The sequence below is a fragment of the Rhodococcus sp. CX genome, assembly GCF_015865005.1.
Taxonomy (GTDB): Bacteria; Actinomycetota; Actinomycetes; order Mycobacteriales; family Mycobacteriaceae; genus Rhodococcus.
In genome coordinates, this window is sequence record NZ_JADZGH010000107.1 from 1401 (window position 1) to 26367 (window position 24967).

Below are 24967 nucleotides of genomic sequence, written 5' to 3' on the forward strand. Positions count from 1 at the left end.
AGGATCAGCTGACACGACAACCGCGAGGTGTCCTCGCGATCGCTCGCCGTGCAGTCCAGCAGGTCGTCCTCGTCCTCCGTCGGAGGATCGAAGTACTTCAGGTCGTCCTCGGCGAGGTAGACGTGGCAGGTCGCGCACGAGAGCGTGCCACCGCACTGACCCACGATGCCCGTCACACCGTTGGTGACAGCCGTCGACATGACGGAATCACCTGCAGCTGCGTCGATCACACGCTCCGAGCCGTGGGGTTGGGTATAGAAGACCTTCGGCATGTCGAGGTCCTTACCACGTCACCGGAACGTCGACGACCGGCTCGGTGAGGTTGTTCTTGTCCACCTTCGGCTCGCCGGCCAGGGCGAGGCCCGGCAGTCGCTTGAGCAGCTCCGTGATGGCCACCTGCATCTCCATCCGTGCGAGCGGCGCACCCAGGCAGTGGTGGAGCCCGTAGCTCAGGGTCAGGTGCGGATTTCCCTCGCGTCGCACGTCGAACTTCTCACCGTCCGTGACCGCGACCCCGTCGTGGTTCGCCGACGCCGGATCCACCAGCACGGCCTCACCCGCGGCGATGACGTGCCCGTCGATCTCGACGTCCTCGGTTGCGACGAACGGCACCAGACCGCCGCCTCCGGTGACCGTGTCACCGAACGCCATTCGCCCGTGCCGCAGGATCTCCTCGACCGCGGTCGGGGCGACGCCTTCGACGTCCTCGAGCAGGATCTTCAGCTGTTCCGGGTTCTTCAGCAACGAGAGCACACCGAAGCAGATGAAGTTCGCCGTGTTGTCGAAGCCGCCGATGATCAACACCAGGGCGATCGGCAGAATCTCGGCGTCGGTGAGGGTGTCGTCCTTGTGCTGGGCGTTCGTCAGGTCGCTGAGCAGATCCTCCCGGGGATTCTTCCGCCGCTCGTCGATCAGGGCCATCATGTAACCGACGAGTTCGGTCATGTTGGCGACGACCTCCTCTTCGGGCATGTTCGCCACCGCGAGGGTCGCCGAGCTCCACTTCTGGAACTTCGGACGGTCCTCCGGCGGCACCCCGAGAAGGTTGGCCAGCATCTGGATCGGCAGAGCCACAGCGTAGTCGTGCACCAGGTTCGCCGGGGACCCCTTGGCGACCATCTCGTCGATCAGGTGGTTCGCGAACTCCACTGCCGATTCCCGCATGGCGCGTACGCGTTTCGGCGAGATGGACTTCTGGACGAGCTTGCGCAGCTTCGTGTGCTGCGGCGGATCCTCGAACTGCAGCGTGGTCTTGAGGAACTCGGGAAACTCGACGAAGTAGGGCACTACCCGCTCACCGGTGCGGAACGGTTCGCGCACGAAGCGGGGATCGCCGAGCATCTGCCGCGCGGCAGCGTTTCGGTGGATGACCCAGACGTCTCCGCCGAACGGCATCGTCATCTTGGTCATCGGCCGATCGGCGGCGATGGCGGCGTACCTTCGCGATGCTTCGTTCACACTCACCGGACCGAAGGGGTAGGCCGTGTCCTCGGTCTCGGTGGTGGTCGTGGGGGCTTCGGTAGAGCTCACTGTGCTTCTCCTGGGGCTGAGCCGATGTCGTGGAAGTTCCGGTCAGGACGTCGCCGGAACCTGTGCCGGCGCCACGATCTGGGGGATGGCATCGGGGGTGATCGCCATGATCTCGTCGAACCGCTCGGCGACGGTCTCGATCGTCAGAGCGGGATCGTGGATCCCCACGGTGTTGAGGATGGCGAGGCGGTTGACGATACCGCCGGCGACGTTGAAGACCTCACCGGTAACGGTGCACGTCGGGTGCACGAGGTACGCAGCGACGGGGGCGACGTGCTCGGGCCGCAGCTGGGTACGCATGTACTCCATCACCTCGGGCGACAGGGTGTCCGCGGCCGCCTCTGCCATACGGGTGCCCGCACCCGGGGCGATGGCGTTGACCTTCACGCCCGACTTCAGGCCTTCCAGCGCCAGATTGCGGGTCAGACCGAACAGTGCGCCCTTCGAACCACCGTAGTGCGACATGTCCGGATTACCCAGCATCGCTTGGGAAATGGTGTTCACCACCCGCCCGGCCGGCGACTTCAGCAGGTGCGGCCAGGCGGCCCGGCACACGCGGAGTGCACCGAAGTAGTGCACGTCCAGATGTCGCTGGTACTCCTCGTACGGAACCTCGTCGAACGGCGCGGTGCGCACGATGCCCGCGTTGTTGATCACAGCATCGAGCTGCCCGAACGCCGACAGGGCGGTGTCGACGAGTTCGACGGCACCGTCCTCGGTGGAGATGTCGGCCGAGCAGGCGACGGCTTTGCCGCCGGCAGCGGTGATCGCGTCCACGACCTCGCGGGCAGGATCGTCGCCGTCGACTCCGGAACCGTCGATGGCAGACCCGAGGTCGCCGACCACGACCGCGGCACCACGTGACGCGAGCAGTTCGGCGTGTGCCCGGCCTATTCCGCGGCCCGCGCCGGTGACGACGACCACGCGGTCGGTGAAATCCAGTGCTGTCATGAATGTTCCTCGAATCGTGTCGTGTCGGTGGGTGTCAGGGGCGGGTGTCGCCGCCGTGGGACGAAACGTCGGCAACCCAGATGGTGCCCAGCGCCTCGCGTGCAGACTTGTCGAAATCGAAAACCTCGACACCGACGGTCATGTAGAGGGTCGTGCGGTCGGGACCGCCGAGCAGGCAGGCCGAGGCGACGCCGTTCTCGAGCGGCACGGGAATGGCGTCCGTCATCCCCTCCTCGGTGAAACGAGCCACGTAACCGCTGCCGGGCATCGCCGCCCACACGCCGCCCTCCTCGTCGAGCCCGATGCCGTCCGGCAGGAACGGGCAGGATGCGAACAGCCGCGGATTCGACAGCGATCCGTCGGCGGCACGATCGATCACGGTGAGCTTCTGTGCCATCACCTCGGCCGTGTAGACCTTCGTGCCGTCCGAGCTGATTGCGATCCCGTTGGCGCACAGCAGCGGTCCGACTTCATCGGCGGTGTGCGCGGAACCGTCGGGTTCGACGACGATGATCGGAGAGGGCACCGGCTCCTCGCCGGCGAACAGGTCGAATCCGAGCTGCGTCACGTATGCGCGTCCCTCGGTGTCGACGACCATGTCGTTGATCGCCGCCTGCGAGAAGGCGGACAGGTCGGCAAGGACTTCGAGGTCGTCGGGTCCGTTCCCGCCGTGGACGAGGACGAGCTTTTCGTGCATCGAGGTGACGATCAGCCGGCCGTCCGGGAGCCAGCCGAATCCGCCCAGGACGATCGGCACCTCGGTTCCGGCGCGGCGACCGGTCGCATCCACGACCACCGCCACATTGCCCTCGGCATCAACGGTTTTCAGGGTCGCGGTGTACATGTCGGAGAACCAGAGGATGCCGTCGTGCCAGCGCGGGCACTCCGGCCATGAGAAGCCGTCCGCGATCTTGCGGGGTTCGATGACACGCGCACCAGCCGCGGCGACGGCGGCGGCGGTATCGGCAACTACGTCGGTCATGTCGGTCCTTCCGGTAAGGGCGTGCGGGCGCAGGGTCCACGAGCAGTAACGCCGGCCCGATGAATACGGGCCCGGACCGTGAACTGCGTCACATCAACTTTCATCACGGACGATAGGGTCTGGAAATGTGCGGCGGATGAGGGTCTCCCGCTGAATGGTCACCCTCCTCGATACCGACTCGGGGTCGAGGCCGAACCACGGGATCGGTGTTTTCAGATCCCGGCGTGCGGGCGGGACGACGACCCGAGATAGGCACGTTCGATCCGGTCGGGTTCGGTTCGGAGCACCTCCGCCGAATCGGTCAGTGCCACGGTGCCGTGCACCAGCACAGCGGCACGGTCGGCGACACCGAGAGCAAGGTGGACGTGCTGCTCGACGAGTACCACCGACATCCCCTCCTCGGTGGCCAGCCTGCGAAGCACCACCAGGATTTCGTCGACGACGACGGGCGCCAACCCCATGCTCAGCTCGTCGATGAGCAGCACCTTCGGACGCTGCAGGATCGCGCGTCCGATTGCGAGCATCTGCTGCTCGCCACCCGACAGCCGGCCGGCGGCGACTCCGAGCCGCTTCTCCAGGGCCGGGAAGTACTCGAGCACCTCGTCGAGTGCTCGGCGTCGACGTCGCCGATCGCGGACCGCCAGACGCAGGTTGTCGGTTGTCGTCAATCCCCGGAACAGCGCACGGTCGTCGGAGACCAGAACCAGCCCCGACAGCACCGCCTCGCGTGGGCGACCGCCGCCGACGGTCAGGTCGTCGACGACGACCTCGCCATCGAATCGGGGCAACAGACCGGCCAGGGACAGCAACAGCGTGGTCTTGCCTGCGCCGTTCGGGCCGAGCAGGCTCAGGATCTGCCCACGATCCACCTCCAGGCTCACGTCCCGGACGCAGGGACGGCCGGAAACGTAACCGGTCGACAGATTCCTGATCGTCAATCCGTTCACGAGTTCGCCTCCTGTGTTTCGTCGATGCATGCGGCAGCGAGCTCGGGGACAGCTTCGAGAGCGGGATCCACGTCGCGGGCAGGGGCGCCGAGGTATGCGCTGATCACGCGCTCGTCGGACCGGACCTCGTCGGGTGGACCACATGCCACGACCCTCCCCAGGTCGAGGACGACGACGCGGTCACAGATGGTGAGCACCAATTCCATGTCGTGTTCGACGAGCAGGATCGACGTTCCGGCACTGCGGGCATCGACAAGCCGTTCACCGAGCCGGCGGCTCTCCGCGCCGTCGAGTCCCGCTGCCGGTTCGTCGAGCAACGCGATCTTCGGCGACGAGACGAGGACACGCGCGACCGAGACGAGCTGACGCTGTCCCTGAGAGAGGGTCGATACCTCGGCGTCTGCGACGTCTCCGAGTCCGACCGTGTCCAGGACTGCCCGTACTCGGTCCGCTGTGTCGTGCTCGGATCCCGATCTGGCCGCGCCCACCGTCACGTTCTCGGCGACGGACAGGTCGTCGTACAGTTCCACATCCTGGAAACTGCGGCCGAGTCCCATCCTGCTGCGCCGATGCGGCCGCAGGCCCCCGATGTCCGTGCCGTCCAAGACGACCGTGCCGCTCGCAGGCGCGAAACCGGTGATCGCGTCGACAACGGTGGTTTTCCCCGCGCCGTTCGGACCTATGAGACCGACGATCTCCCCTGCACGAACGTCGAAGGTCACATCCGATGCCGCTTGCACCGCCCCGTAGTGCACGCTCAGACCCTGTACCGAGAGAATCGGTTCGCCCACGACGGGCGAGGACGACCGCACCGCTGCGGTGGCTGTTCCCTCTACGGCGACCGGGACCGAGGACGACTTCCTCAGGGTGGGCAGCGGGATCCGGGGCAATTTGCCTGCGATCCCGTCCGGATTGAACATGATGGTGACGATGAGCAGGATGCCGCTGATCACCGCGTAGTACTCGCCGAGGTTCAGGAACCGGTCGACGAAAAGGTACAGAACGCCGCCCGGCGCAATGAGTCCGGCGAGGACGGCACCGGTGACGGAGGTGATCCCCGCGATGTACATGACGGCGAACAAGGTGATACCGAGGAAGACGGTGAACGGTTCCGGTGTCGCCAATGTCTGCTGGTACGCCATGAGGGAACCGGCGAGGCCGGCGAGGAACGCACCGATCGCGAAGGCCGCCAGTTTGGTGCGCGGAACGTTGATCCCCGACGCCGCCGCGGAACGCTCGTTCGCCCGGACCGCCAGCATGTCGGTCCCGAGCCTGCTGCGCCGAACCCATGCGACGCCGAGGGCGGCCGCAACGAGCACGGCCAGGCACATCAGACCGAATGCGAGACGCGGATAGTCTTCTCCCGCACCGATTCCGAGGTCGAATCCGAACAATCGGGGGGTGTCGACCGGAGCACCTGCGACACCGCCGTTGAGTTGCGGGTTCCGGAACCAGAATGCTTCGAGGAACACTGCCAGCGCCAGGGTGACGACGGTCAGCGGCAGTCCCCGCACCCGCAGGGCCGGCAGACCGATCACAATGCCGATCACCGTCGCGAACAGTGCGCCGATCAGCGGCGCGAAGGGGAACGGTATTCCGAGGTGGGTGTTCAGAACACTGATCGAGTAGGCGCCGACGCCCGCGAGTGTCAATTGCGCCAGGGAAACCTGTCCCGTGTACCCGGTGACGACGACCTGGGACAGAGCGATCACCGCGAAGATGATGCTGCTGACGATCGCGGCGCGATAGCTGCCGCCGGTGACCAGCATCGCGACCACAGCGACCGCGACGGCCGGAATCGCCGGCGCGAGAATCCGGTCGGGGCGCGGGGCGTGGCCGAGTCGCTGCCGGACGACGCTGCCGCGGTCGGGTAGGGGCCGCCCCTTGACGACCAGGAACACGAGAATCAACAGCAGCGGGATGGCCTCGGCCATACCCGCATGCGGAAACCAGTCGAAGGTGACCTGCAGGTTCGTCATTTCCGCCTGCAACGAGCCGATCGCGATGCCCGCTGCGACGGTCAGCCAGATCGAGCTGAAGTTCCCGACGAGCGTCGCTGCGAGTGCGGGGACGATGAACATCGAGTAGGCAACGGGATTCAGTGCAACGATCGGCGCTATGAGAATTCCGCCGAGGCCGGCGACGACCGACGACAGCGCCCAGTTGCTGAAGGCGATCCGATCCGGCGACAGCCCCGTCAGGTAGGCACCCTTCTCCGACTCGGCCGCCGCCTCCGTCGCGATTCCGAAGCGGGTGAAGCGGAACACCAGCGCAGCCAGAACCGCGATCGCGACGACTGCGACGGCAAGCCAGATCCGGTCCGTCGGAGCTTGACGAGAACCGATCGTAATGCTGTCGAGCGCGAATATCGGTTCGACGGCAACGATCTCGGTGCCCACCCGAAGCGCGATCACAGCCTGGAGCACGATCATCAGTCCGATGGATGCCACCGCTTTGGCGATCACCGGTGCCGTGCGCATCGGCCGGAAGATCAATGCGTAGAACAGAACCCCCAGCAGAGCCGCGACTGCCAACGACACGGCCATGGCCGGTGCCACCCCGAGCGGTCGACCGAGGTCGATCGTTCGGGGTAGCCCCGGGATCGGGACCATCAGCTCACCCGTGCGCAGCAGCGCGTACGTATAGGCGGTGTAGAGGGCCACGGCTCCGGTGGCGAAGTTGACGACGCCGGAACTCTTGAACGTCATCACGAGTGCCAGTCCGATTGCGGCGTACACGGCTCCGTTGCCGAGACCCAGCACGAGATAGGCGAGATGGTCGGTCATGAAATTTCCTTCTGGGGATGCGGATCCGTCAGCCGGTGACCGTGAGGTTCACCGGGATGCCCTGATCGTTGATCTCACCGATCAGCATCTGTCCGGAGCAGATCGACGGCATCATCGGGAACGCAGTTCCGTTGCACGTGAAGGTGATTCCGCCACCGGCAGGCATCTCGACGTTCGCAGCGGTACGCAGAGCCTCCTGGATCGACGCAGCGTTCACCTCACCCGAGATGCTGGATGCTGCGCCGGCGAGGGCCATCACCGTCTGGTAGCCGGTCGAGCCGTAGCCGGTCGGCGACAGGTCGGGAGCGTACTCGGCGAAGATCGACCGGAACAGCACCGTATCGGGCCGGTCGGACAGCGCATCCGTGGCGGTGATGCCGATGTTGCCTTCGACCGTGTCGATACCGATCGCCTTGACGACATTTTCGTCGAGGCAGGTCGGGATCAGCACCTTCTTCACCGTCGGCGCGGTCGTCTGAACTGCCTTGAGCACCGAGGTACAGGTGGCTGCATCGCCGATGAAGCTCACGCCGTCGGGGTTGCTCGTCAGTCCGGCCGCGACGACAGGCGTGGGATCCGGTGTACCGAGCGGTACCGGTACCACCTCGAGTTCGACCCCGAACCCCTGGAAGATCGGCTTGCCCATCTGGTCGATCATGCCTGCGATGCCACCGCCGTCACTGGCGAACATCGTGAACTTCGACATGCCCTCCTGCTGCGCCGCGGTCGCGGCCGCCGTCAACGTTCCGGGCAGACCTGCGGACAGCGCCGCGACCTCCGGCGACATAAGTTCGACGGCCGAGACGCCGTTGAGAGTCACGTACGGGATCCCCGCACCGATGACGATCGGAACGATCGCCGGCCCCTGGGAGGTTCCGGGAGAAAGGACCGCGGCAACCTTCTGCTCGACGAACTGGTTCGCGCAACCGGTCGCCGACGTCGGCTCTTCCTGCTGCTTGCACACCACGAGCTCGATCGGACGACCCGCGAGCCCACCGCCGTTGTTGTTGAGATATTCGACCGCGGCCTCCGCACCTTCGCGCATCTCCGGCAGCGACACCGCCGCACCACCCTCGGTGGAGACGAACCCGATCTTCACCGGCTCTCCGGTCGCCGGATTGCTCGGCAGCGCGGACGTCGAACCGGCCGCTGCGCTCCCTCCGTCCGATTCGTCGCCGGCACATGCAGCAGTGCCCAGCATTCCGGCAAGCAGTAGAGCGCTCGCACCGGCAACGGTCCGCAACCGCCGATTCCGACCGCGTGGATTCATAATGTGACTCCTTCACCGAGGATGACTATGGAGGCGAGCGTGGTACCGGGCATATCGAGTGCTGAAAGTGAGGTACATCACGTCGCATCCGGGTGCTGAATTATGTGAGTGCGAAGCTCTCCGGCGGAGGGGGGTCTCCCATTGAACGGGATACTCGATCAGAGGGACCGAGAGCTTCGCCGATGACCGAGAGAGATAGGCACACCGCGATATTCGCGGACACCCCGGAGGGCACCCTTTCGAGACCCCAGCACCATCGCACCACGAAAGATGTTTCCTTATAAAGAATCTCGCGGTGACCATCGCTGTCATAACCGGGAGTGTGCGAAATCCACTGCCGTGGACAGCACCGAATCGCGGAGCCTCACAACGACGTACGTTGCAGAACTCCGCGATTCGGTGGAGTCGCGTTGGATCGGCTCTCCTATCTCCGTGCAGCGCTCATCCCGGCGCGACGCCCGAAGAAGCTACCGTCACCCAGACTGGCGCCACTGGCGTAACCACCGGCACATACGCCGGCGGTGCATCGTCCGGCGGCGAAGAGCCCGGGAATGGGCTCCCCCGAAACATGGAGTACTTCCGAGTCGACACTGGTCTTCAAACCTCCCAAGGGAAATCCCGACGTCATTCCACGCAGATCGAATGCCGCAATCGGCGTTCGGATGGGCCGTACCCACTTCGCATCCTTGGAGAACAACGGATCGGACCCGTCCGCCGCATGGGCGTTGTAGACGTTCACTGTCGAGGTCAAGGCACCAGCCGGCAGTCCCATTTCCTCCTCGAGCTCATCGGCGGATTCGCATACCCAGGTCGGTTCCGGCCGCCTCGCAGTACCTGTTGCGTCCGGCCCCAGCACTTCGTCGTACGCCTGCTGATCGATGATCAGGAAGGCCTCGTTGTTCTGATGGAACAGCATCGCCTGCCCGATCCTGCCCGGGTAGGTGTCCTCCGCGATGAATCTCTGCCCGTGTGCGTTGACGAGGATCCCCCGGACCATCAACTGCGGTGCGGCGTGAACAGCAACCTCCGCAGCGTCCATGTGTACCGTGGCGGCGCCCAATGCCTGCCCTATCCGGATGGCCCGACCGTCGTGGGCCTCGATCGCAGAGCCCGGCCGCCCCACGAGGACAGGTGCGTGATCGCGCACCATCGCCTCGTCGAAAGCGAAACTTCCCATGGCCAGGACGACGCCGCGACGGGCACGAACGGTGATCGTCCGGCCGTACCGTCGCGCGACCACACCTGTGACCGCCCCACCCTCGTCCACGACCACGGTCTGGACCCGGACGTCGTATTCGGCTTTCACACCCAGCTTCTCGGCCGTCTCGACCAGCGGCTTCATCAGCATGTACCCACCGCCACGTTCCCCGGTCTTCTTGTTGTCCATCCGGGGAAGATGCCCGCGCGGTGCCGGAGGAATCAGGTCCCTGAACGGTGCCGCGTTCTCTCCCCCGGAGTACATCAGCCCTTCGTCGTGCGCCGGCTCCCATCCGGGCTCGCCCCAGAACTCCTCCTTGAACGGAACGCCCGCGTCGACCAGCCAGTTGTAGTGTTCGACGCTGCCTTCGCAGTAGGCATCGATCTTCTCGTCATCGGTGGCCGGACCGAGTGCGGCCTTCATGAACGCCTTCATGTTCTCGACCGTGTCGTCGAACCCGCACGCCTTCTGAAGCGGTGTCCCACCACCGAGATAGATGAATCCGCCTGCCATCGAGGCGGCACCGCCCCAGCCTCCCGACCGTTCGAGCACGAGCACCTCGGCTCCCGCACGGGCGGCCTCGATCGCGGCTGCGGCACCTGCGATTCCGTATCCTGCGACGACGACGTCGGCCTCGAGATCCCACTCTGCGATCTCGGATTCGAGGACGGGACGAACCGTTTCGGCAAGCATCTGAATCTCCTCGGGTCTCGCGGACACTGCGGCCGCACGGTCTCACCGCCCCGACACCCGACGGGAGCATTCCTCCCACTGAGTGGTCCAAACCGGCAGCGATCGAGGCAACGACCGCAGACACTCGCCCCGGCACATGATTCGCACCTCGTGTGTGTGACCGATCACAACAGCTTCGCCGTGTCGGGCGGCGAAGCCGTATTCACCTCATCCCAGGAGAACAATCGATGTCAGATCCCTCACTCCGGTTGCCGACCGGTCCGATCGACGGTTCCGCAGTATCGAGATCGACGGCCCTGATCATCACCGCGCTCGTCCTCGCGGAATGCTTGAGTGCCTTCGAGGCCGGCATGATCTTCATCGCACTGCCACGGTTCAGCGAGATCTTCGAGGCGCCTGCGTCCACGACCGGGTGGGCCGTGACCGCCTACATGCTCGTGGCGGCAACGGCCGCTCTCGTCGGTGGCCGGCTCGGAGACATGTACGGGCGGAAGAAGGTTCTCATCCTCGTGATGCTGGTGTCCACCCTCGGTTCGGTGATCAGCGTCTTCGGTGACTCGATGGGAGCGATCATCGTCGGCCGCGGTGTGCAGGGTGCCGCCGGCGCGATTCTTCCGCTCTGCTACGGCATCGCCCGTGAAGCGCTGCCGGCCGGCAAGGTCTCTCTCGCGGTCGGATTCATCAGCGGTGCCGCGCTTCTCGCGGGATCGGGGGGTTCGCTGATCGCAGGGCTCCTGCTCGACGTGGCGGATTGGCACATGATCTTCGTCTTCGCGGCGGTTCTCGCCGTTGTGGCCTCCATCGTCGCTGCGTTCGCGCTTCCGGGCTCCCACACTCCTGCCGAGCTACCACGCTTCGACTACATCGGCGCTGCTCTGCTGACGCCGGGTCTCACCGCTCTCCTTTTCGGCATCACGCAAGGACCGAAGTGGGGCTGGACGAGTATCGGGGTCGTCGGACTGATCGTCATCGGCATCGGTGTTCTCGCGGTGTGGACCGTCTGGGAGATGCGTCGGCGCGAACCCCTCGTCGATCTGCGGGTGCTGACGAACAGGCAGATGTCGCTGAACCTGATCGGACTCTCGGTGCTGGCTCTCGGTCCCGTCGGGGCGGTGCAGATCGTCACGCCGATGATCCTGCAGTCTCCGACGTCGCTGCCCGTCGGACTCGGCATGTCGGCAACCGTGACGGGGCTCGTGGCCGGCATCGGCGCGATTGTGGGATTCGGTGCCTCTCCGATAGCCGGGGTGGTCGCCGGTCGATGGGGCGGTAGGACCGCCTTCTTCATCGGCGCCGTCCTGTTCGCCGTCGCCAACCTGATGATCTACTTCGGCCACAAGTCGTTGCCGGTGATGATGGGTGTTTTCGCCGTCGCCGCCGTCGCAACGGCATTCGCCTACACCGGATACCCGAAGATCGTCATCGAATCCGTCCCCGAGGAGGTCACGAGCGTCACGACAGGAGTCTTGTCCACTGCGCGGCAAGCGTTCTCCGCCGTGGGGGTGGCCATCGTGTCGGTCATGCTCTCCCTGTGGACCGTGCCGGGAACGACCGCGCCCGCCCTGTCGGCGTTCGATCTGGCTGTGGGGTGGTTCATCGCGTGCTCGCTCGTCGTGGCCGTCGTCTGCCTGTTCATCGCTCGGCCGGAGCAGACGGGTGGTGCCGAGGAAACTGCACCCGAAAACGCCGAGCCCTCGGCCACTTCCGCTTGATGCACCTCCCCCACGTCCCCGAACCTTGACGATCGTACGGCCGAGGATCTCGATGCTCGAGTAAATATGTTGCACAGCAGTCGAAGTCACAAGGGGACGCGGCTTCCACGCGGAGGGCGGGGCACGCACGGAATTCGGTGCGTGCCCCGCCCTCCGCCTACGGAACTTCTCCCGCGAAGTGGGAGAAGGCCCTCCCCGGCGCTTTCGACGGCCGTAGCGTCCGCGGTATGGCAGACGAGACGATATACGTGATCGACCGAGTGGTCACGAAACCAGGATGTGCGCGACGATTTGTGGAGGCGTATGTCGCAGAGTACGTTCCGGGTGGCCGCCGACGCGGTATGACACTCGACCGGATTCTCGTCAGCCCGCCGGTGTGGTTCGACGACGATTCCAATACCGTCACCATCACCTGGACCGTCGACGGTGTCCACTCGTGGTGGGAGATGACCCGTCAGAGCCGCCGCGACCCCGGCCTCGGCGAGTGGTGGTCGGGCATGGACGAACTGATCGTGGAGCGCTCCCGAACCATGGCTGCCCACGCCGACGACGTCGAGGGATTGAACGATGTATAACGTGACTCGCGTCGTCCACTTCGACGCCACCGCCGATTTCTCGGATCGCGCCGAGTACACCGAGAACGTCCGGCTCGCAGTGAAGGAACTCGGGGCACTGCGCCGGCTCGTGTCCCCGACCCTGCCGGGTGTGATCAACGGCGGAGATCTGCTCGTTCATCTCCGGTTTGCGTCGGCGGACGAGGCGGCCGGTGCGATCGAGACCCTGGACGCGACCCTCGGCTCACCCGTCGTCGCGCGACTGGACGGCGTGCAGTACCACCCGGGTCGGGCCCAGTCGCGTCCGGACGCATCTCGGACCGTCTACCGCGCGCTACTGCTGCGCGTCGCTCCCGGCACACCGGAAGCGACCATCGAGCGATTCGAGCGCGACCTGCTGAAGATGCCCGGGTACATCGAGTCGATAGTCTCCTGGCGCCTCAGTCGTGTGGAGGATTCGGTGGGTCCCACCGCCTGGACCCATGTATGGGAGCAGGAGTTCTCCGACCACGCCTCTCTCATGGGCCAATATCTCGACCATCCGATCCATTGGGGCGTGGTGGACCGCTGGTTCGACCCCGAGTGCACGGAGGTCGTGGTACGCGATCGCGTGTGTCACACGTTCTGCGCCCTCGACGGCGCCGTCCTCGATCCGGGAAGCGACGGCGGCCCGAGCGACTAGAGGTGGCGGCCACCGTCGGATACTCCACCCGACCCAGATCAGTGACCTGCTTCACAACGCCGATTTCGTGTGGCACTATTCCTAATCGAAACACCCACGTAGAAGCGTCAGCAGCGCCTCGGCTGTAGGAGTATCCATGGCGATCCAGGTCGGAGCCGACCATACGACCCCCAGCGCAGTACTCGACCGCGTCGGCCTCTTGCTCGACGCGTTCGACGGTGCCGGTCGTCTCACACTCACCCAGATCGTGCATCGAACGGGCCTACCCCGCTCGTCGGCCCATCGCATGCTCGAACGGCTGGTTTCGATGCGATGGCTCCACCGCGAGGGACGCGACTACACCCTGGGATTGCGGTTGATGGAACTCGGCTCGCTGGCCGTCCACCAGGACCGGCTGCACGCCATCGCTCTACCTCATCTGCAGGAACTGCAACGCCTCACCGGTTTCGTCGTACACCTCGCCGTCCTCGACGGCGACGATGTCGTCTACATCGAAAAGCTCGGTGGACGGCTGGTGTCCGCCGTTCCCACGCGCATCGGCGGTCGACGACCGGCGCACAGCACAGCGCTCGGCAAGGCACTACTCGCCTACACAGGCACCCCCGGTCACGACTACGACGACATTCGCGAGAACGGGGTCGCCTTCGAAAAAGAAGAATCCCTCACGGGATTCGGGTGCATCGCGGTTCCGATCGGCCCGATCGGCTCCGCGGTTGCCGCGGTGTCGGTGTGTGGCCCGTTGCCTCATCTGCGCTTCGACCATCGGCTGACCTCCCCCGTCCGGATGACGGCCACCGCCATCTGGCGCACGCTCGACCGGAATCACGTCACTCCGACGCTTCAGCGTCGCCGGCATCTGCATCCGACTGCCGATGCGCGCCAACCGCAGTACGCCTGACCGCGCCTATTCTTCGTCGGAGACGGCCTCGCCGCGCTCGACCGCGGCGAGGCCGTCCGACATCCCTCTCCAGCTACCGGGCGTCCGCGGGCGAGGTATCCCGAACCCGTCGACGTCGCTGCTCGCGAAACGTGCTGCCGCGGCGTCGATGTCGTCGAGGAGCTGTCGAGACAGATCGATCTCGGCCCGGAAGTAGCGCTCTGCCCACCGCAGGCTCATCTGCGAGAATGCCCAGCCCGGTTCACGATCGGAGTGATCCGCGTGCTCACCGGCTCGGCGCAACTTGTCTTCGAGATTCACGATATGGTCGCGCACGATGGCCTTCAACTGCTCCGGATCGTTCAGATGTCCCATGTACATCCGGAGCATGACGCCGTGCTTGAGCACGGGAATCTCCACCGGCGCCTCACGCGACCACGTCCGCACCGCTCCGATGCCGGCCTCGGTGATCGAGTAGACACGCCGGCCTCGGGTTCCGGGTTCGCTCACCACACGGGATTGCACGAATCCGAGCGTTTCGAGTTTCTTGAGTTCCGCATAGACCTGACTGACCGAAGGGCTCCAGTAGTAGAAGCCGATACTCCAATCCGCCCACTTCTTCAGATCATTGCCGGTCAGTTCCTCCCCGAACGAGAGCATCCCGAGCACCGCCCAGCTCGTCGCGGGTAATGCGGGATATCGCTCGGCATCGGTATCGGACACCACGAAAGCGTAACAACGACGATGGACGACGTCGGGCCGCAATCTCCCGCTGCGTGGGAAGGGGACCGTTCATCCAGGACCGCCCCGGATAGCGTCGGCAAATCCATCCCATCCTCGCGACGTCACAGGAGCAATCATGACAACTTCCGAGGCAGCCGACCTGACGGAGCGCATTCGTGCGACCGTGAATGCCTATCTCGCAGCGGTGGCTTCCGGCCGCGCCGCCGAGGTCGCCGCGCTGTACGCCGACGACGCCGTCCTCGAGGACCCGGTAGGCAGCGAGCCGCGCGTCGGACGTGCAGCGATCACCGACTTCTACAAGGGCCTCGAGAGCACCGAGAACACGACCGAACTGCTCACCCTCCGGATCAGCGGACCGAATGCCGCGTTCCATTTCCGCGTCACCACGAAGGCCGGCGCCCGGACGTACGAAATCGAGCCGATCGACGTGATGACATTCGACGATCGCGGTCGGATCACCAGCATGCGCGCCTTCTGGGCGCCGACCGACATGGTTCAGCGCTGATCTGCAACGAGCCAGCGCAGTTGTCCCGCCGCCGACCGCTCGACCAGGAGTCCCCATGACCACCCGTGACATCCCCGATGTGCTCGCGCCCGCGACGTTGGGTCCGATCACGCTGCGCAATCGCATCATCAAGGCAGCCACGTTCGAAGCCGCCACGCCCGGTGCGCTCGTCTCCGACGATCTCATCGAGTACCACCGCCGACCCGCAGCGGGCGGCGTCGGTATGACCACGGTTGCGTACTGCGCCGTGGCACCGGAAGGCCGAACGGAGGCGAACCAGATCTGGATGCGTCCGGACGCGGTGCCCGGACTGCGGCGCCTGACCGCTGCGATCCATGCCGAGGGCGCTGCCGCCTCGGCCCAGATCGGCCACGCCGGTCCCGTGGCCAACGAGGCCAGCAACGGACTGCCCGCGCTCGGGCCGTCGAGACAGTTCAATCCGCTCGGGATGCGCACCGTCCACGCGGCGACACTCGGCGACATCGAACGGATCCGTCTGGCCCACGGGAATGCCGCCCGCCTCGCCGTCGAATCCGGCTTCGACGCAGTCGAAATCCACTTCGGCCACAACTATTTCGCAAGTTCGTTCCTGAGTCCGAAGATCAACCGGAGAGACGACGCGTACGGCGGGTCGCTGGCGAACCGCGCCCGCCTGGTGCGGGAGACGGCCCGTACGGTGCGGGACGCAGTCGGCGGGAAGATCGCCATCCTGGCGAAGCTGAACATGGACGACGGTGTTCCGGGCGGGTTCTGGCTCGATGAAGCCGTCCAGGTGGCGCAGTGGCTCGAGGAGGACGGCTCGCTCGATGCCATCGAGCTCACCGTGGGCAGCTCCTTGTTGAACTCGATGTATCTGTTCAAGGGTGACGTTCCCCTGCGGGAATTCGCGGCGGCGATGCGCGAGCCTGTGCGTACCGGCATGAAGCTGGTCGGCAAACACTTCCTCAAGTCCTATCCCTACCGGGACTTGTTCATGCTGGAACAGGCACGACAGGTCCGCGCAGCGGTGAAACTGCCGCTCGTGTTGCTCGGCGGGGTCACCGACCGGGCCGGAATGGACACGGCGATGGCCGAAGGCTTCGAGTTCGTCGCGATGGCACGGGCGTTGCTCCGCGAACCGGATCTGGTCAATCGGATCGCCGCCGAACCGGAGCATCGATCACTCTGCATCCACTGCAACAAGTGCATGCCCACCATCTTCACCGGTACCCGGTGTGTTCTGGACGGGTCCGTACCCGTGCACTGACCCGAACACGTTCGGGGCCGGAGAATTCGAATCTCCGGCCCCGAACGGCTTCACAGCCGCCCGCAATGCAATGACACCTCTCGGTCACCGAAAGCCCTGTTCGTCGCGGGTGAGGAAGACCGAACTGCGTCACGGGGTGCTGTCGTGACCCCCGTGCCGTTTCATGGTGGCCACGAATGCGGCTCGGCTGTACATGCGCCGGGCGCTCTCCAGCGTCGCCGGCTCGGTGGTCTGCCGCCACCGTTCCTCGACGAGTTCGTCGGTGACGAGCGAACGGTCGTAGACCATCGAGTGCAGCCAGGTGATGAGGCGTTCGGGAATACGAGGATGTGGGTGCGGAAGTGCTGCGCAAGCGGACGGTGGCACAGCGCTCCACCGCCGGTGAAGGCGACCTCCCGCGTGGCGGGACGCGAGACCGGTCCGACAGAAAGTGTTCCGCGTGGCGGGACGCGCCCTGTTTCGCCGTTCCTGCGGTCACCCACCATGACCGGCATCACTCCCATCCGGTCCGGAGGTCACCATGACGCAGACCAGCACCACCCCCGACGACGAGATCCGCTCGATCGAGGCCGACGCCGCGCCCGACCGCTACGCCCGCGGCTGGCACTGCCTCGGCCTGGCACGCACCTACCGCGACGGCAAGCCGCACCAGGTCGACGCGTTCGGTACCAGCCTCGTCGTGTTCGCCGACAGCGCGGGCGAACTGAAGGTCCTCGACGCCTACTGCCGGCACATGGGCGGCAATCTCGCACAGGGCGAGATCAAGGGCGATTCCATCGCGTGTCCGTTCCACGACTGGCGCTGGGGCGGCAACGGTCGCTGTACCGGGATTCCGTACGCGCGCCGCGTCCCGCCGCTCGCCAAGACCCGCGCGTGGATCACGCTCGAGCGCAACCAGCAGCTGTTCGTGTGGCACGACCCCGAGGGCAACCCGCCGCCGGAGCACGTCACCATCCCCGAGATCGAGGGCGCCGGCACCGACGAATGGTCGGACTGGTCGTGGAACTCGGTGCTCATCGAGGGTTCGCACTGCCGCGAGATCATCGACAACGTCGTGGACATGGCGCACTTCTTCTACGTCCACCTGAGTGTGCCGCGCTCGTTCGAGAACATCTTCGAAGGCCACATCGCCACGCAGAACATGTCGTTCACGCAGCGCCACGACGTCGAGCTCGACCTCGACTTCGGCGCTTCCGACAATGTGTCCCGGTCGGAGGCGTCGTACTACGGCCCGTCCTACATGATCGACAAGCTGTGGAGCGAGACCGAGGCAGGAACCGTCGAGACGGTGCTGATCAACTGCCACTACCCGGTCACCCCGAACTCGTTCGTGCTGCAGTACGGCGTCATGGTCAAGCGCCTGCCCGGCATGTCCGCCGAGGAGGCGAACGGCATGGCCGCGTACTTCGGCAGCGGCACGGAGAAGACGTTCGAGCAGGACGTCGAGATCTGGAAGAACAAGGCCAAGATCGACAACCCGCTGCTGTGCGACGAGGACGGCCCGGTCTACCAGCTGCGCCGCTGGTACCAGCAGTTCTACGTCGACGTCGCCGATGTCACCGAGGACATGACCAACCGGTTCGAATTCGTCATCGACACCACCAGGTCGGCTGCCCACTGGGAGAAGGAGATGGCCGAGAACATCTCTGCCCGATCCGATTCCCTCAACGAGCCGGTCGCCTGAACGGCCGGCCCCGATACCCGAACCCGAGGAATACGACCATGAGTTACGAAGTACGCAAGCAGATCGACGCGATGGCGGACGAGCTGTTCACCGAGGGCATCGAAGCCGATCGTATCGGGCGTCTGGCCGACGGCACCGCGAAGCGGATGAAGGAGGCCGGCTCGATCCGCATGCTGCAACCGAAGGAGCACGGCGGCTTCGAATCCCACCCGCGCGAGTTCGCCGAGACCGTCATGCGCACCGCGGCGCTCAATCCGTCCGCGGGATGGATCCACGGCATCGTCGGTGTGCATCCGTGGCAGCTGGCGTTCGCGGATCCCCGCGTGCAGCAGGAGGTCTGGGGCGAGGACCAGGACACGTGGATGGCCTCGCCGTACATGCCGGCCGGCATGTGCATCCCGGTCGACGGAGGTTACAAGTTCTCCGGCCGCTGGCAGTTCTCCTCCGGCACCGACCACTGCGGCTGGGCGTTCCTCGGCGCGATGGCATGCAACGCGGACGGCAGCGTGGAGATGCCGCCCCGCATGCTGCACGTGATCATCCCCCGCAGCGACTACGAGATCGTCGAGGACTCGTGGGACGTGGTGGGCCTGCGCGGAACCGGCTCGAAGGACGTGGTGGTGCAGGACGCGTTCGTCCCCGACTACCGGGTGATGGACTGCGACGAGGTCATCGACGGCACCGCGGCCCGCAACTACGGCCGCACCGAGACGCTGTACCTGATGCCGTGGTCGAACATGTTCCCGCTCGGCATCACGTCCGCCACCATCGGCATCTGCGAGGGCCTGGTGCTGCACGCCGACGAATACCAGTCGGCCCGGATCAACCCGCAGGGCACGGCCGTCAAGGACGACCCGTACACACTGTTCGCGATCGGCGAGGCCGTCGCCGACCTGCGCGCCGCACGGGACACCTTGCTGGCCAACGTCGATCGCATGTGGGATCTCGTCGACTCGGGGAAGACCCCGACGTTCGAGCAGCGTGCCGCGGGACGGCAGACGCAGGTGCAGGCGGCATGGCGGGCCGTGAACGCGATCGACCGCATCTACCCGCGGTGCGGCGGCAATGCGTTGCGCATGGACAAGCCGATGCAGCGGTTCTGGCGCGACGCGCACGCCGGCCTGCACCACGCGATTCACGTGCCCGGCACCGTGTTCCACGCCGCCTCGCTGAGCCGTCTCGGGGTCGAGCCCGAGGGCCCGCTGCGGGCGATGATCTGACCACACGAGAAGCATTCGGAGAGAACATGAGCGATATCAGAGCGCTGGGCTACGTCAAGATCCGGACGAACGACATGGACCGCTGGCGCACGTTCGCCTTCGACGTCCTGGGGTTCGCCGAGGGCAGCGGCCCCGACCCGGAGGCGCTGTATCTGCGCACCGACGAACGCCGGGCGCGGCTCGTCGTGGTGCCGGGTGAGACCGATCGGATCGTCGACATCGGCTGGGAGGTCCGCGATCACGCGGCGCTGCTGCGGGTGCAGAGCGCTGTCGAGGCCGCCGGTATCGCGGTGAAGCCGCTGTCGGTGGAGGAGGCGGACGCCCGCAGCGTCGAGGAGGTCATCGCCTTCCAGGATCCGTCGGGTGTGTCCGTCGAGGTATTCCACGGCGCGGTGCTCGACCACAGCCCGGTGGTCACCCCGCACGGTGCCCGATTCGTCACCGGCGCAATGGGTCTCGGTCACGTGGTGCTTCCCGTGACGGCACCGGACGCGACGTTCGAGTTCTACACCGAGGTGCTCGGGTTCCTGCCGCGCGGCGCGTTCCGGCTGCCGGCGCCCCCGGAGTTCGGCCCGATGCGCATCCGGTTCCTCGGCGTGAACGAGCGGCACCACAGCCTCGCGCTCATGCCCGTGCCCGCCGGCAAGGATCCCGGTCTCATCCACATCATGGTGGAGGTGGACACCCTCGACGCGGTCGGCCAGGCTCTCGATCGAGTGATGCGCGACGGCTACTCGGTGTCGTCGACGCTGGGCCGGCACACCAACGACAAGATGGTCTCGTTCTACGTGCGGGCCCCCGGCGGCTGGGACATCGAGTTCGGCACCGAGGGAATGCGTGTCGACGAGCGGTTCTACACCGCCGAGGAGATCACCGCCGACAGTTACTGGGGTCACGACTGGTCCGGGAGCGAACCGCTCGGCGTGATGTCCTGACACCTGATCCGGCGCCGCTCCGCACGACCTCGTGCGGAGCGGCGCCGTCTTCGTGATCGGCTTCCCGAAGCGGAGTGGGTACGTCCCTGGGCAGCCGCGTCCAGCGGACCGCCTGAGCGATCCGGCACAGCGACCGCAGTCCGTCCGATCGGTGCGGGCACTCGCCGGCCCGGCGAGTGGCCTATTGCTGATCTTCGGCTCTGGTCACACCGCTCTGATGCGCCGGACCCGTGCCCCGAGCGGATTCCTCCGTCTGCGGTGCCTGATCCGCCGGTTGCTCGTCGGCAGGCGACGCGGTCGCGCCGCGGGGAGTCTCCTCCGGGTTCGGGGCCAACGGTTGCGACGTGTCGACATGTTCGTCGTGTTCCGGCCGGCCTTCCGCGGTCGAGGTGGTGCGACCCTCGTACGGCGGGACGGCCGGTTCGGCGTCGCCGGGAGGGACCGATTCCCCACCACCCGTGCCTGCGGACGCGTCGTCTGCCCCGCCGGTCTGCATTTCCTCCTGCTCGAACGACCCGGCAGGCCGATCGGCCGGTCCACCGCCGGCCGCGTCCGCTCCGGTGTCACGCGACCCCTTCGGGCCACGCTCGGATTGCGGTTCTTCCTGCAAGTGCTGTCCCGGTTCGGTGCCCATGATTCCTCCTCACCTCGACCCCATGACAGAGATGCCCGGTGCGGGCGAACCCAAACAGGGCCGTGTTCTATACAGGGCAGGGTTCTATTCGATGAGCTGACGTTGCCGGTTGGCGGCTCGCCGGATCTGAAGGATGCGCACGGCACCGGCGAGAGCGATGATCGCCGCTCCGGCAAGCGCGGCAAAGAGTAGTGCCACGCCGAGGGGGAGGGTGAAATCCCATGCGAACAGCTCGAGGGTGGCCTCGTCGAGGTTCTGCAGGATGAACACCAGCAGCAACAGCAGAACGACGATGCCTACGACCAACCCGGTCCAGATCGTGCCGGTACGGGTGCCTTTGATGCCTTTGCGGCGGGCGACGTCCTCGATCAGTCCCGCATCGGGTTCGACGGGCGCGGGCGTCGCAGGCAGCTCGGGATCCGGAGATCGACGTGATCCGGATCCGTATCCGTCGTTGGACGGCCCGTTCATGGCGGTGCTCATGCTCTCGGATACCCGCGACCGCTCCACGTACACGATGATCTGTTCAGGTGCTTTCCCCTCCGACGACCGGAGCCCTCCGTAAAATGAGCCGGCGGACGCGGGGAGGACCTGATGCCGACACTTGTTCTGGTGATCATCGCGCTGATCGGGGCGTTCATCCATTCCCGAAGGCGCCGCCACGATGCCGGTCCGGCGACGACGATCGACATCTTCCTCGTATGGTGGCTCGCCGTCGCCGTCGGCGTCAGCTCGATCGGCGGCGCGGGATACCACCTGTTCGACGGCCCTGCGACTGCGGAACTGATCGGATACACACGCGGTGACGGCGGGTTCCAGTTCGAGAACGCGATGGGTGATCTGGCGATCGGCATCGCAGGCATCATGTGCATCTGGTTCCGCGGCTACTTCTGGCTGGCGACCCTCACCGTCATGTCCGTCCAGTACCTCGGCGACGCCGCCGGTCACTTCTACTACTGGATTGCCGAGGGCAACACCAAGCCCGGCAACATCGGCCCGCCTCTGTGGTTCGACATCATCCTCCCGGTCGTGGGGTGGGTGTTGTACGCGCTGTCACGCGCGCGGAACGGGGACGCAGCGCCGCAGCGCACCTCGGTCGCGGCCTGAGGCTGCGCACCCAACATCACCTCGTGACGGCCTGATCCTCCCCCTGCCAAGGCTTGCTCCCACCTGCACCGATGTCCCGCCACGCGGGACATCGCCGTGTCCACGGAACGGTTCCCGAGCTAGCGTCCGAGGAACACTGCGACCACCGACCTGAAACGGGAGCAGCCTCCATGCAGTCCGTCACCTGCCGCACGTGCGGCAATCGTGTCCTGGCCGAGAAGAACGGCACGTTCCACACCAACATCCAGTGGCTCACCGACGACGCGTCGCGGCCGTGTGTCCGGCTCGGCTCCGACGCACCGCGCCGCACCTGTCCCGACCTGCACGACACCGTCGATGCCCTTGCCGTTTCCGGGGTCCTTCCGGTCACCGAGCGTGCAGATCCGAGACCCGCCCACATGCCCGCTGTCCGGGAGCACCCTGGCCGTCCGGATCCGCGATGGCGGACACTGGTCCCGAAGCCGACACCCGATTGGAGCAACATGACCGCAGAACACGCAGTGCTGGATCCACGCCGGATGCGCGACGTGATGGGCAACTTCTGCACGGGAGTCACCGTCATCACCGCCCTCGACGGCGACGAACCGCTCGGCTTCGCGTGCCAGTCGTTCACGTCCGTGTCGCTGGACCCGCCGCTGGTGTCGTTCTGCCCGGCCCGCACGTCGACGACATGGCCGAAGATCCGCGAGATCGGCACGTTCTCGATCAACGTCCTGTCCGCGAGCCAGCGCACCCTGTGCGCGGCGTTCGCCGTCAGCGGCGGCAACAAGTTCCGTGGCGTGGAGTGGACTCCGGGCGACAACGGCGCACCCGCCCTCGAGGGTGCGATCGCGCGGGTGGAGGCGACCATCGAGGCCGAGCACGACGCCGGTGACCACACGATCGTCGTGGCCCGCGTAACCGGCCTGACCTCGCTGCACAGCGGCGGACCGCTGCTGTTCTACCGCGGCACCTACGGTCACTTCGACGAGATGTGACCCGGTCGGCGGCCCGGCAGGAATAGCCGCCGGCGCCGCCGTGTTGTCGCTGAAGGTGTGCCCGGCTGCCGATCCCGGGCCCTGACGCGAAGGATCACCGGTTACCGTTCCCCTCTCCATCCTCGACCTGGCGCACATCGGCAAGGGCGAGACCGCGCGGGACAGCTTCGCCGCGAGCGTGCGGATGGCGCAGCTCGCCGAGAAGTGGGGCTACCGGCGCATCTGGTACGCCGAGCATCACAACATGCCGTCGATCGCGTCGTCGGCGACGAGCGTGCTGATCGCGCACATCGCGGCGCACACGTCGACGATCCGGCTCGGTGCCGGTGGCGTCATGCTGCCGAACCATTCGCCGCTGACCATCGCCGAGCAGTTCGGCACCCTCGAGTCGCTGCATCCCGGCCGCATCGATCTGGGTCTGGGCCGCGCGCCGGGCAGCGATCAGAACACCATGCGCGCGCTGCGGCGTGATCCGTCGTCGGCGGACAGCTTCCCGCAGGACGTGCTCGAACTGCAGGGTTATCTGCGGGGGCAGAGCCGCATTCCGGGTGTCGACGCGATCCCCGGCAAGGGCACCGATGTGCCGCTCTACATTCTCGGGTCGTCCCTGTTCGGCGCGAAACTCGCCGCGCTGCTGGGTCTTCCGTACGGCTTCGCGTCCCATTTCGCGCCGCAGGCGCTCGAGGACGCGGTCGCGCTGTACCGGCGCGAGTTCCAGCCGTCCGAACAGCTCGCCGAGCCCTATGTCATCGCCGGTGTCGGAGTGATCGCCGCCGACACCACCGAGGAGGCCCGGCAACTGTTCGAGGCCACCAAACGCAACCGCGTCGTGCAGATGGTCGGCCGGGGTCGCAGCTTCACCGACGAGGAGATCGAGCTGCTACTCGACTCCCCCGCCGGCCGGCAGGTGACGCAGATGCTGCACTACACCGCCGTCGGCAACCCCACCGAGGTCCGCGAATACCTGGACGCGTTCACCGAGCGCGCCCGGGCCGACGAACTGATCGTGGTGTCGTCGGCGCCGGGCCGCACCGCCTGGCTGCGCTCCCTCGAGCTGCTCGCCGAGGTCAGCGGGCTCGTCCCCGCCTGACCCTCGTCTCCTTTCGGCTACACGAGGGCCGCGGCGAGGTGGGTGCGCCAGGACCGAGCGGCGGTGATGTCGGGAGCCGCGGACGCGGCGTCGTCGCCGCAGACGAATCCGGTCTCCCACGTGCCGTCGGCCAGCTGCACCGACCCGAGCCCCATCGGGGCGGGCAGCGCCGCCAGGAAGCGGCCGAGCGCCGCGGGTGAGCACACCCACCGCTCCCCTTCCAGTGACGCCCCGCCGTCGGCGCAGCGCACCACCGCAGGCTTCGGCGGCTGCGTGGGCAACGCGGTCATCCGGTACTCCGGTGCCGTCGAGACCGGTCCGGCCCAGCGGGCACCGAGCGCGGTGAGCTGACCGGCGAGCGGCTGGTCGTGCAGGTGCGCACCGAACACGATCAACGGAAACGCCTGCGCCCCGGCCTGTTCCGGCCACGACGGCGATGACGGGTCGCGCGGCGTCCCGGTCAGGCGTGCCGCCACGTCGGCCGCGACCGCGTCGCGTCCGGCCTCGGCGAGCACCGTCACGCCGAACTGTGCTGTGCTGCCGTCGCTTTCGACGACCTCACCGGCCGGGACCGCAACCCCGCACAGGTCGAACAGATTGCAGAAGTTCGTGTAGGTCCCCAGCCGCGAGTTGACCCCGACCG

Annotated in this window: 24 protein-coding genes and 1 pseudogene; 12 read left to right on the top strand and 13 right to left on the bottom strand. The window is 66.4% G+C overall.

The window, feature by feature from the left end; translation table 11 throughout:
• From I0Q12_RS11555 to I0Q12_RS11590, 8 genes are all read right to left on the bottom strand, one after another.
• The coding region (locus I0Q12_RS11555) for a 2Fe-2S iron-sulfur cluster-binding protein (protein WP_197252079.1) at positions 1 to 272 on the bottom strand (272 nt) is incomplete at its 3' end.
• 10 nt (positions 273 to 282) lie between these two features.
• A complete protein-coding gene (locus I0Q12_RS34855) occupies positions 283 to 1530 on the bottom strand; it encodes a cytochrome P450 (protein WP_197252050.1) in 1248 nt (415 codons plus the stop codon).
• A gap of 42 nt (positions 1531 to 1572) precedes the next feature.
• Positions 1573 to 2481 carry an SDR family NAD(P)-dependent oxidoreductase gene (locus I0Q12_RS11565; RefSeq protein WP_197252051.1) on the bottom strand — a complete coding sequence of 303 codons (909 nt, stop codon included), beginning with the start codon at positions 2479 to 2481 and terminating at the stop codon, positions 1573 to 1575.
• A gap of 34 nt (positions 2482 to 2515) precedes the next feature.
• Positions 2516 to 3463, bottom strand: a complete 948-nt coding sequence (locus I0Q12_RS11570) for an SMP-30/gluconolactonase/LRE family protein (protein ID WP_197252052.1) — start codon at positions 3461 to 3463, stop codon at positions 2516 to 2518.
• Positions 3464 to 3675: 212 nt separating this feature from the next.
• A complete protein-coding gene (locus I0Q12_RS11575; RefSeq protein WP_248672907.1) occupies positions 3676 to 4410 on the bottom strand; it encodes an ABC transporter ATP-binding protein in 735 nt (244 codons plus the stop codon).
• Positions 4407 to 7196, bottom strand: a complete 2790-nt coding sequence (locus tag I0Q12_RS11580) for a branched-chain amino acid ABC transporter permease/ATP-binding protein (protein WP_197252054.1) — start codon at positions 7194 to 7196, stop codon at positions 4407 to 4409. Before I0Q12_RS11580 ends, I0Q12_RS11575 begins: the two co-directional genes overlap by 4 nt.
• A gap of 28 nt (positions 7197 to 7224) precedes the next feature.
• Positions 7225 to 8466, bottom strand: coding sequence for an ABC transporter substrate-binding protein (locus I0Q12_RS11585; protein WP_197252055.1), 1242 nt, complete (start codon positions 8464 to 8466; stop codon positions 7225 to 7227).
• A 424-nt stretch (positions 8467 to 8890) separates the two neighbouring features.
• A complete protein-coding gene (locus tag I0Q12_RS11590; protein ID WP_197252056.1) occupies positions 8891 to 10357 on the bottom strand; it encodes an FAD-dependent oxidoreductase in 1467 nt (488 codons plus the stop codon).
• A 227-nt stretch (positions 10358 to 10584) separates the two neighbouring features.
• Here I0Q12_RS11590 and I0Q12_RS11595 point away from each other — a divergent pair, with 227 nt between their 5' ends.
• The 4 genes from I0Q12_RS11595 (at position 10585) to I0Q12_RS11610 (ending at position 14203) form a co-directional block, all read left to right on the top strand.
• On the top strand, positions 10585 to 12069 hold the full coding sequence (locus tag I0Q12_RS11595; RefSeq protein WP_231610465.1) for an MFS transporter: 1485 nt from the start codon (positions 10585 to 10587) through the stop codon (positions 12067 to 12069).
• A 227-nt stretch (positions 12070 to 12296) separates the two neighbouring features.
• Positions 12297 to 12644: a hypothetical protein gene (locus tag I0Q12_RS11600; RefSeq protein WP_197252057.1), complete on the top strand. Its 348-nt coding sequence runs from the start codon at positions 12297 to 12299 to the stop codon at positions 12642 to 12644.
• The gene (locus I0Q12_RS11605; RefSeq protein ID WP_197252058.1) at positions 12637 to 13305 is read left to right on the top strand and encodes a Dabb family protein; all 669 of its coding nucleotides are present in this window, start codon (positions 12637 to 12639) and stop codon (positions 13303 to 13305) included. Before I0Q12_RS11600 ends, I0Q12_RS11605 begins: the two co-directional genes overlap by 8 nt.
• 136 nt (positions 13306 to 13441) lie before the next feature.
• Positions 13442 to 14203 (top strand): IclR family transcriptional regulator, encoded by a 762-nt coding sequence (locus I0Q12_RS11610; RefSeq protein WP_197252059.1) that lies wholly within the window; start codon positions 13442 to 13444, stop codon positions 14201 to 14203.
• A 6-nt stretch (positions 14204 to 14209) separates the two neighbouring features.
• Here I0Q12_RS11610 and I0Q12_RS11615 read toward each other — a convergent pair whose 3' ends face one another.
• Positions 14210 to 14842, bottom strand: coding sequence for a PadR family transcriptional regulator (locus tag I0Q12_RS11615; protein WP_197252081.1), 633 nt, complete (start codon positions 14840 to 14842; stop codon positions 14210 to 14212).
• Positions 14843 to 15041: 199 nt separating this feature from the next.
• On the opposite strand from I0Q12_RS11615, the gene I0Q12_RS11620 reads away from it, so the two are divergent.
• Positions 15042 to 15431, top strand: a complete 390-nt coding sequence (locus tag I0Q12_RS11620) for a nuclear transport factor 2 family protein (protein ID WP_197252060.1) — start codon at positions 15042 to 15044, stop codon at positions 15429 to 15431.
• Between the two features lie 55 nt (positions 15432 to 15486).
• Positions 15487 to 16677, top strand: a complete 1191-nt coding sequence (locus I0Q12_RS11625; RefSeq protein WP_197252061.1) for an NADH:flavin oxidoreductase — start codon at positions 15487 to 15489, stop codon at positions 16675 to 16677.
• 129 nt (positions 16678 to 16806) lie between these two features.
• Here I0Q12_RS11625 and I0Q12_RS35095 read toward each other — a convergent pair whose 3' ends face one another.
• The gene (locus I0Q12_RS35095; protein ID WP_374068686.1) at positions 16807 to 17043 is read right to left on the bottom strand and encodes a hypothetical protein; all 237 of its coding nucleotides are present in this window, start codon (positions 17041 to 17043) and stop codon (positions 16807 to 16809) included.
• Between the two features lie 154 nt (positions 17044 to 17197).
• Here I0Q12_RS35095 and I0Q12_RS11635 point away from each other — a divergent pair, with 154 nt between their 5' ends.
• From I0Q12_RS11635 to bphC, 3 genes are read left to right on the top strand one after another with little or no spacing between them, the layout of a single operon-like run.
• Positions 17198 to 18361, top strand: a complete 1164-nt coding sequence (locus I0Q12_RS11635; RefSeq protein WP_197252062.1) for a Rieske 2Fe-2S domain-containing protein — start codon at positions 17198 to 17200, stop codon at positions 18359 to 18361.
• Between the two features lie 38 nt (positions 18362 to 18399).
• On the top strand, positions 18400 to 19581 hold the full coding sequence (locus I0Q12_RS11640) for a hydroxylase (protein WP_197252063.1): 1182 nt from the start codon (positions 18400 to 18402) through the stop codon (positions 19579 to 19581).
• A 26-nt stretch (positions 19582 to 19607) separates the two neighbouring features.
• Positions 19608 to 20516 (top strand): biphenyl-2,3-diol 1,2-dioxygenase, encoded by a 909-nt coding sequence (bphC, locus tag I0Q12_RS11645; RefSeq protein WP_197252064.1) that lies wholly within the window; start codon positions 19608 to 19610, stop codon positions 20514 to 20516.
• A gap of 181 nt (positions 20517 to 20697) precedes the next feature.
• Here bphC and I0Q12_RS11650 read toward each other — a convergent pair whose 3' ends face one another.
• Together I0Q12_RS11650 and I0Q12_RS11655 are read right to left on the bottom strand one after the other, a co-directional pair.
• Positions 20698 to 21150, bottom strand: a complete 453-nt coding sequence (locus I0Q12_RS11650) for a hypothetical protein (RefSeq protein WP_197252065.1) — start codon at positions 21148 to 21150, stop codon at positions 20698 to 20700.
• 84 nt (positions 21151 to 21234) lie between these two features.
• A complete protein-coding gene (locus tag I0Q12_RS11655) occupies positions 21235 to 21633 on the bottom strand; it encodes a lipopolysaccharide assembly protein LapA domain-containing protein (RefSeq protein ID WP_231610466.1) in 399 nt (132 codons plus the stop codon).
• A gap of 111 nt (positions 21634 to 21744) precedes the next feature.
• Here I0Q12_RS11655 and I0Q12_RS11660 point away from each other — a divergent pair, with 111 nt between their 5' ends.
• The 3 genes from I0Q12_RS11660 (at position 21745) to I0Q12_RS11670 (ending at position 24324) form a co-directional block, all read left to right on the top strand.
• Complete coding sequence (locus I0Q12_RS11660; protein WP_197252066.1) at positions 21745 to 22257, top strand: DUF6790 family protein; 513 nt, start codon at positions 21745 to 21747, stop codon at positions 22255 to 22257.
• 482 nt (positions 22258 to 22739) lie between these two features.
• A complete protein-coding gene (locus I0Q12_RS11665; protein ID WP_197252083.1) occupies positions 22740 to 23234 on the top strand; it encodes a flavin reductase family protein in 495 nt (164 codons plus the stop codon).
• A gap of 118 nt (positions 23235 to 23352) precedes the next feature.
• Positions 23353 to 24324 (top strand): LLM class flavin-dependent oxidoreductase, encoded by a 972-nt coding sequence (locus tag I0Q12_RS11670; protein WP_197252084.1) that lies wholly within the window; start codon positions 23353 to 23355, stop codon positions 24322 to 24324.
• A gap of 17 nt (positions 24325 to 24341) precedes the next feature.
• Here I0Q12_RS11670 and I0Q12_RS32640 read toward each other — a convergent pair.
• A pseudogene (locus I0Q12_RS32640) lies at positions 24342 to 24967 on the bottom strand (allophanate hydrolase); the annotation flags it as partial.

Bases quoted from the DNA above. Each gene is read 5' to 3' on its own strand.
- I0Q12_RS11660 (WP_197252066.1), top strand. From the start codon at position 21,745: ATGCCGACACTTGTTCTGGTGATCATCGCGCTGATCGGGGCGTTCATC.
- I0Q12_RS11650 (WP_197252065.1), bottom strand. From the start codon at position 21,150: ATGGGCACCGAACCGGGACAGCACTTGCAGGAAGAACCGCAATCCGAG.
- I0Q12_RS11665 (WP_197252083.1), top strand. From the start codon at position 22,740: ATGACCGCAGAACACGCAGTGCTGGATCCACGCCGGATGCGCGACGTG.
- I0Q12_RS11565 (WP_197252051.1), bottom strand. From the start codon at position 2,481: ATGACAGCACTGGATTTCACCGACCGCGTGGTCGTCGTCACCGGCGCG.
- I0Q12_RS11640 (WP_197252063.1), top strand. From the start codon at position 18,400: ATGAGTTACGAAGTACGCAAGCAGATCGACGCGATGGCGGACGAGCTG.
- I0Q12_RS11635 (WP_197252062.1), top strand. From the start codon at position 17,198: ATGACGCAGACCAGCACCACCCCCGACGACGAGATCCGCTCGATCGAG.
- I0Q12_RS11610 (WP_197252059.1), top strand. From the start codon at position 13,442: ATGGCGATCCAGGTCGGAGCCGACCATACGACCCCCAGCGCAGTACTC.
- I0Q12_RS11600 (WP_197252057.1), top strand. From the start codon at position 12,297: ATGGCAGACGAGACGATATACGTGATCGACCGAGTGGTCACGAAACCA.
- I0Q12_RS11585 (WP_197252055.1), bottom strand. From the start codon at position 8,466: ATGAATCCACGCGGTCGGAATCGGCGGTTGCGGACCGTTGCCGGTGCG.
- I0Q12_RS11625 (WP_197252061.1), top strand. From the start codon at position 15,487: ATGACCACCCGTGACATCCCCGATGTGCTCGCGCCCGCGACGTTGGGT.
- I0Q12_RS11580 (WP_197252054.1), bottom strand. From the start codon at position 7,196: ATGACCGACCATCTCGCCTATCTCGTGCTGGGTCTCGGCAACGGAGCC.
- I0Q12_RS11595 (WP_231610465.1), top strand. From the start codon at position 10,585: ATGTCAGATCCCTCACTCCGGTTGCCGACCGGTCCGATCGACGGTTCC.
- I0Q12_RS11605 (WP_197252058.1), top strand. From the start codon at position 12,637: ATGTATAACGTGACTCGCGTCGTCCACTTCGACGCCACCGCCGATTTC.
- I0Q12_RS11570 (WP_197252052.1), bottom strand. From the start codon at position 3,463: ATGACCGACGTAGTTGCCGATACCGCCGCCGCCGTCGCCGCGGCTGGT.
- I0Q12_RS11590 (WP_197252056.1), bottom strand. From the start codon at position 10,357: ATGCTTGCCGAAACGGTTCGTCCCGTCCTCGAATCCGAGATCGCAGAG.
- I0Q12_RS11655 (WP_231610466.1), bottom strand. From the start codon at position 21,633: ATGAGCACCGCCATGAACGGGCCGTCCAACGACGGATACGGATCCGGA.
- bphC (WP_197252064.1), top strand. From the start codon at position 19,608: ATGAGCGATATCAGAGCGCTGGGCTACGTCAAGATCCGGACGAACGAC.
- I0Q12_RS11615 (WP_197252081.1), bottom strand. From the start codon at position 14,842: ATGCTCTCGTTCGGGGAGGAACTGACCGGCAATGATCTGAAGAAGTGG.
- I0Q12_RS11620 (WP_197252060.1), top strand. From the start codon at position 15,042: ATGACAACTTCCGAGGCAGCCGACCTGACGGAGCGCATTCGTGCGACC.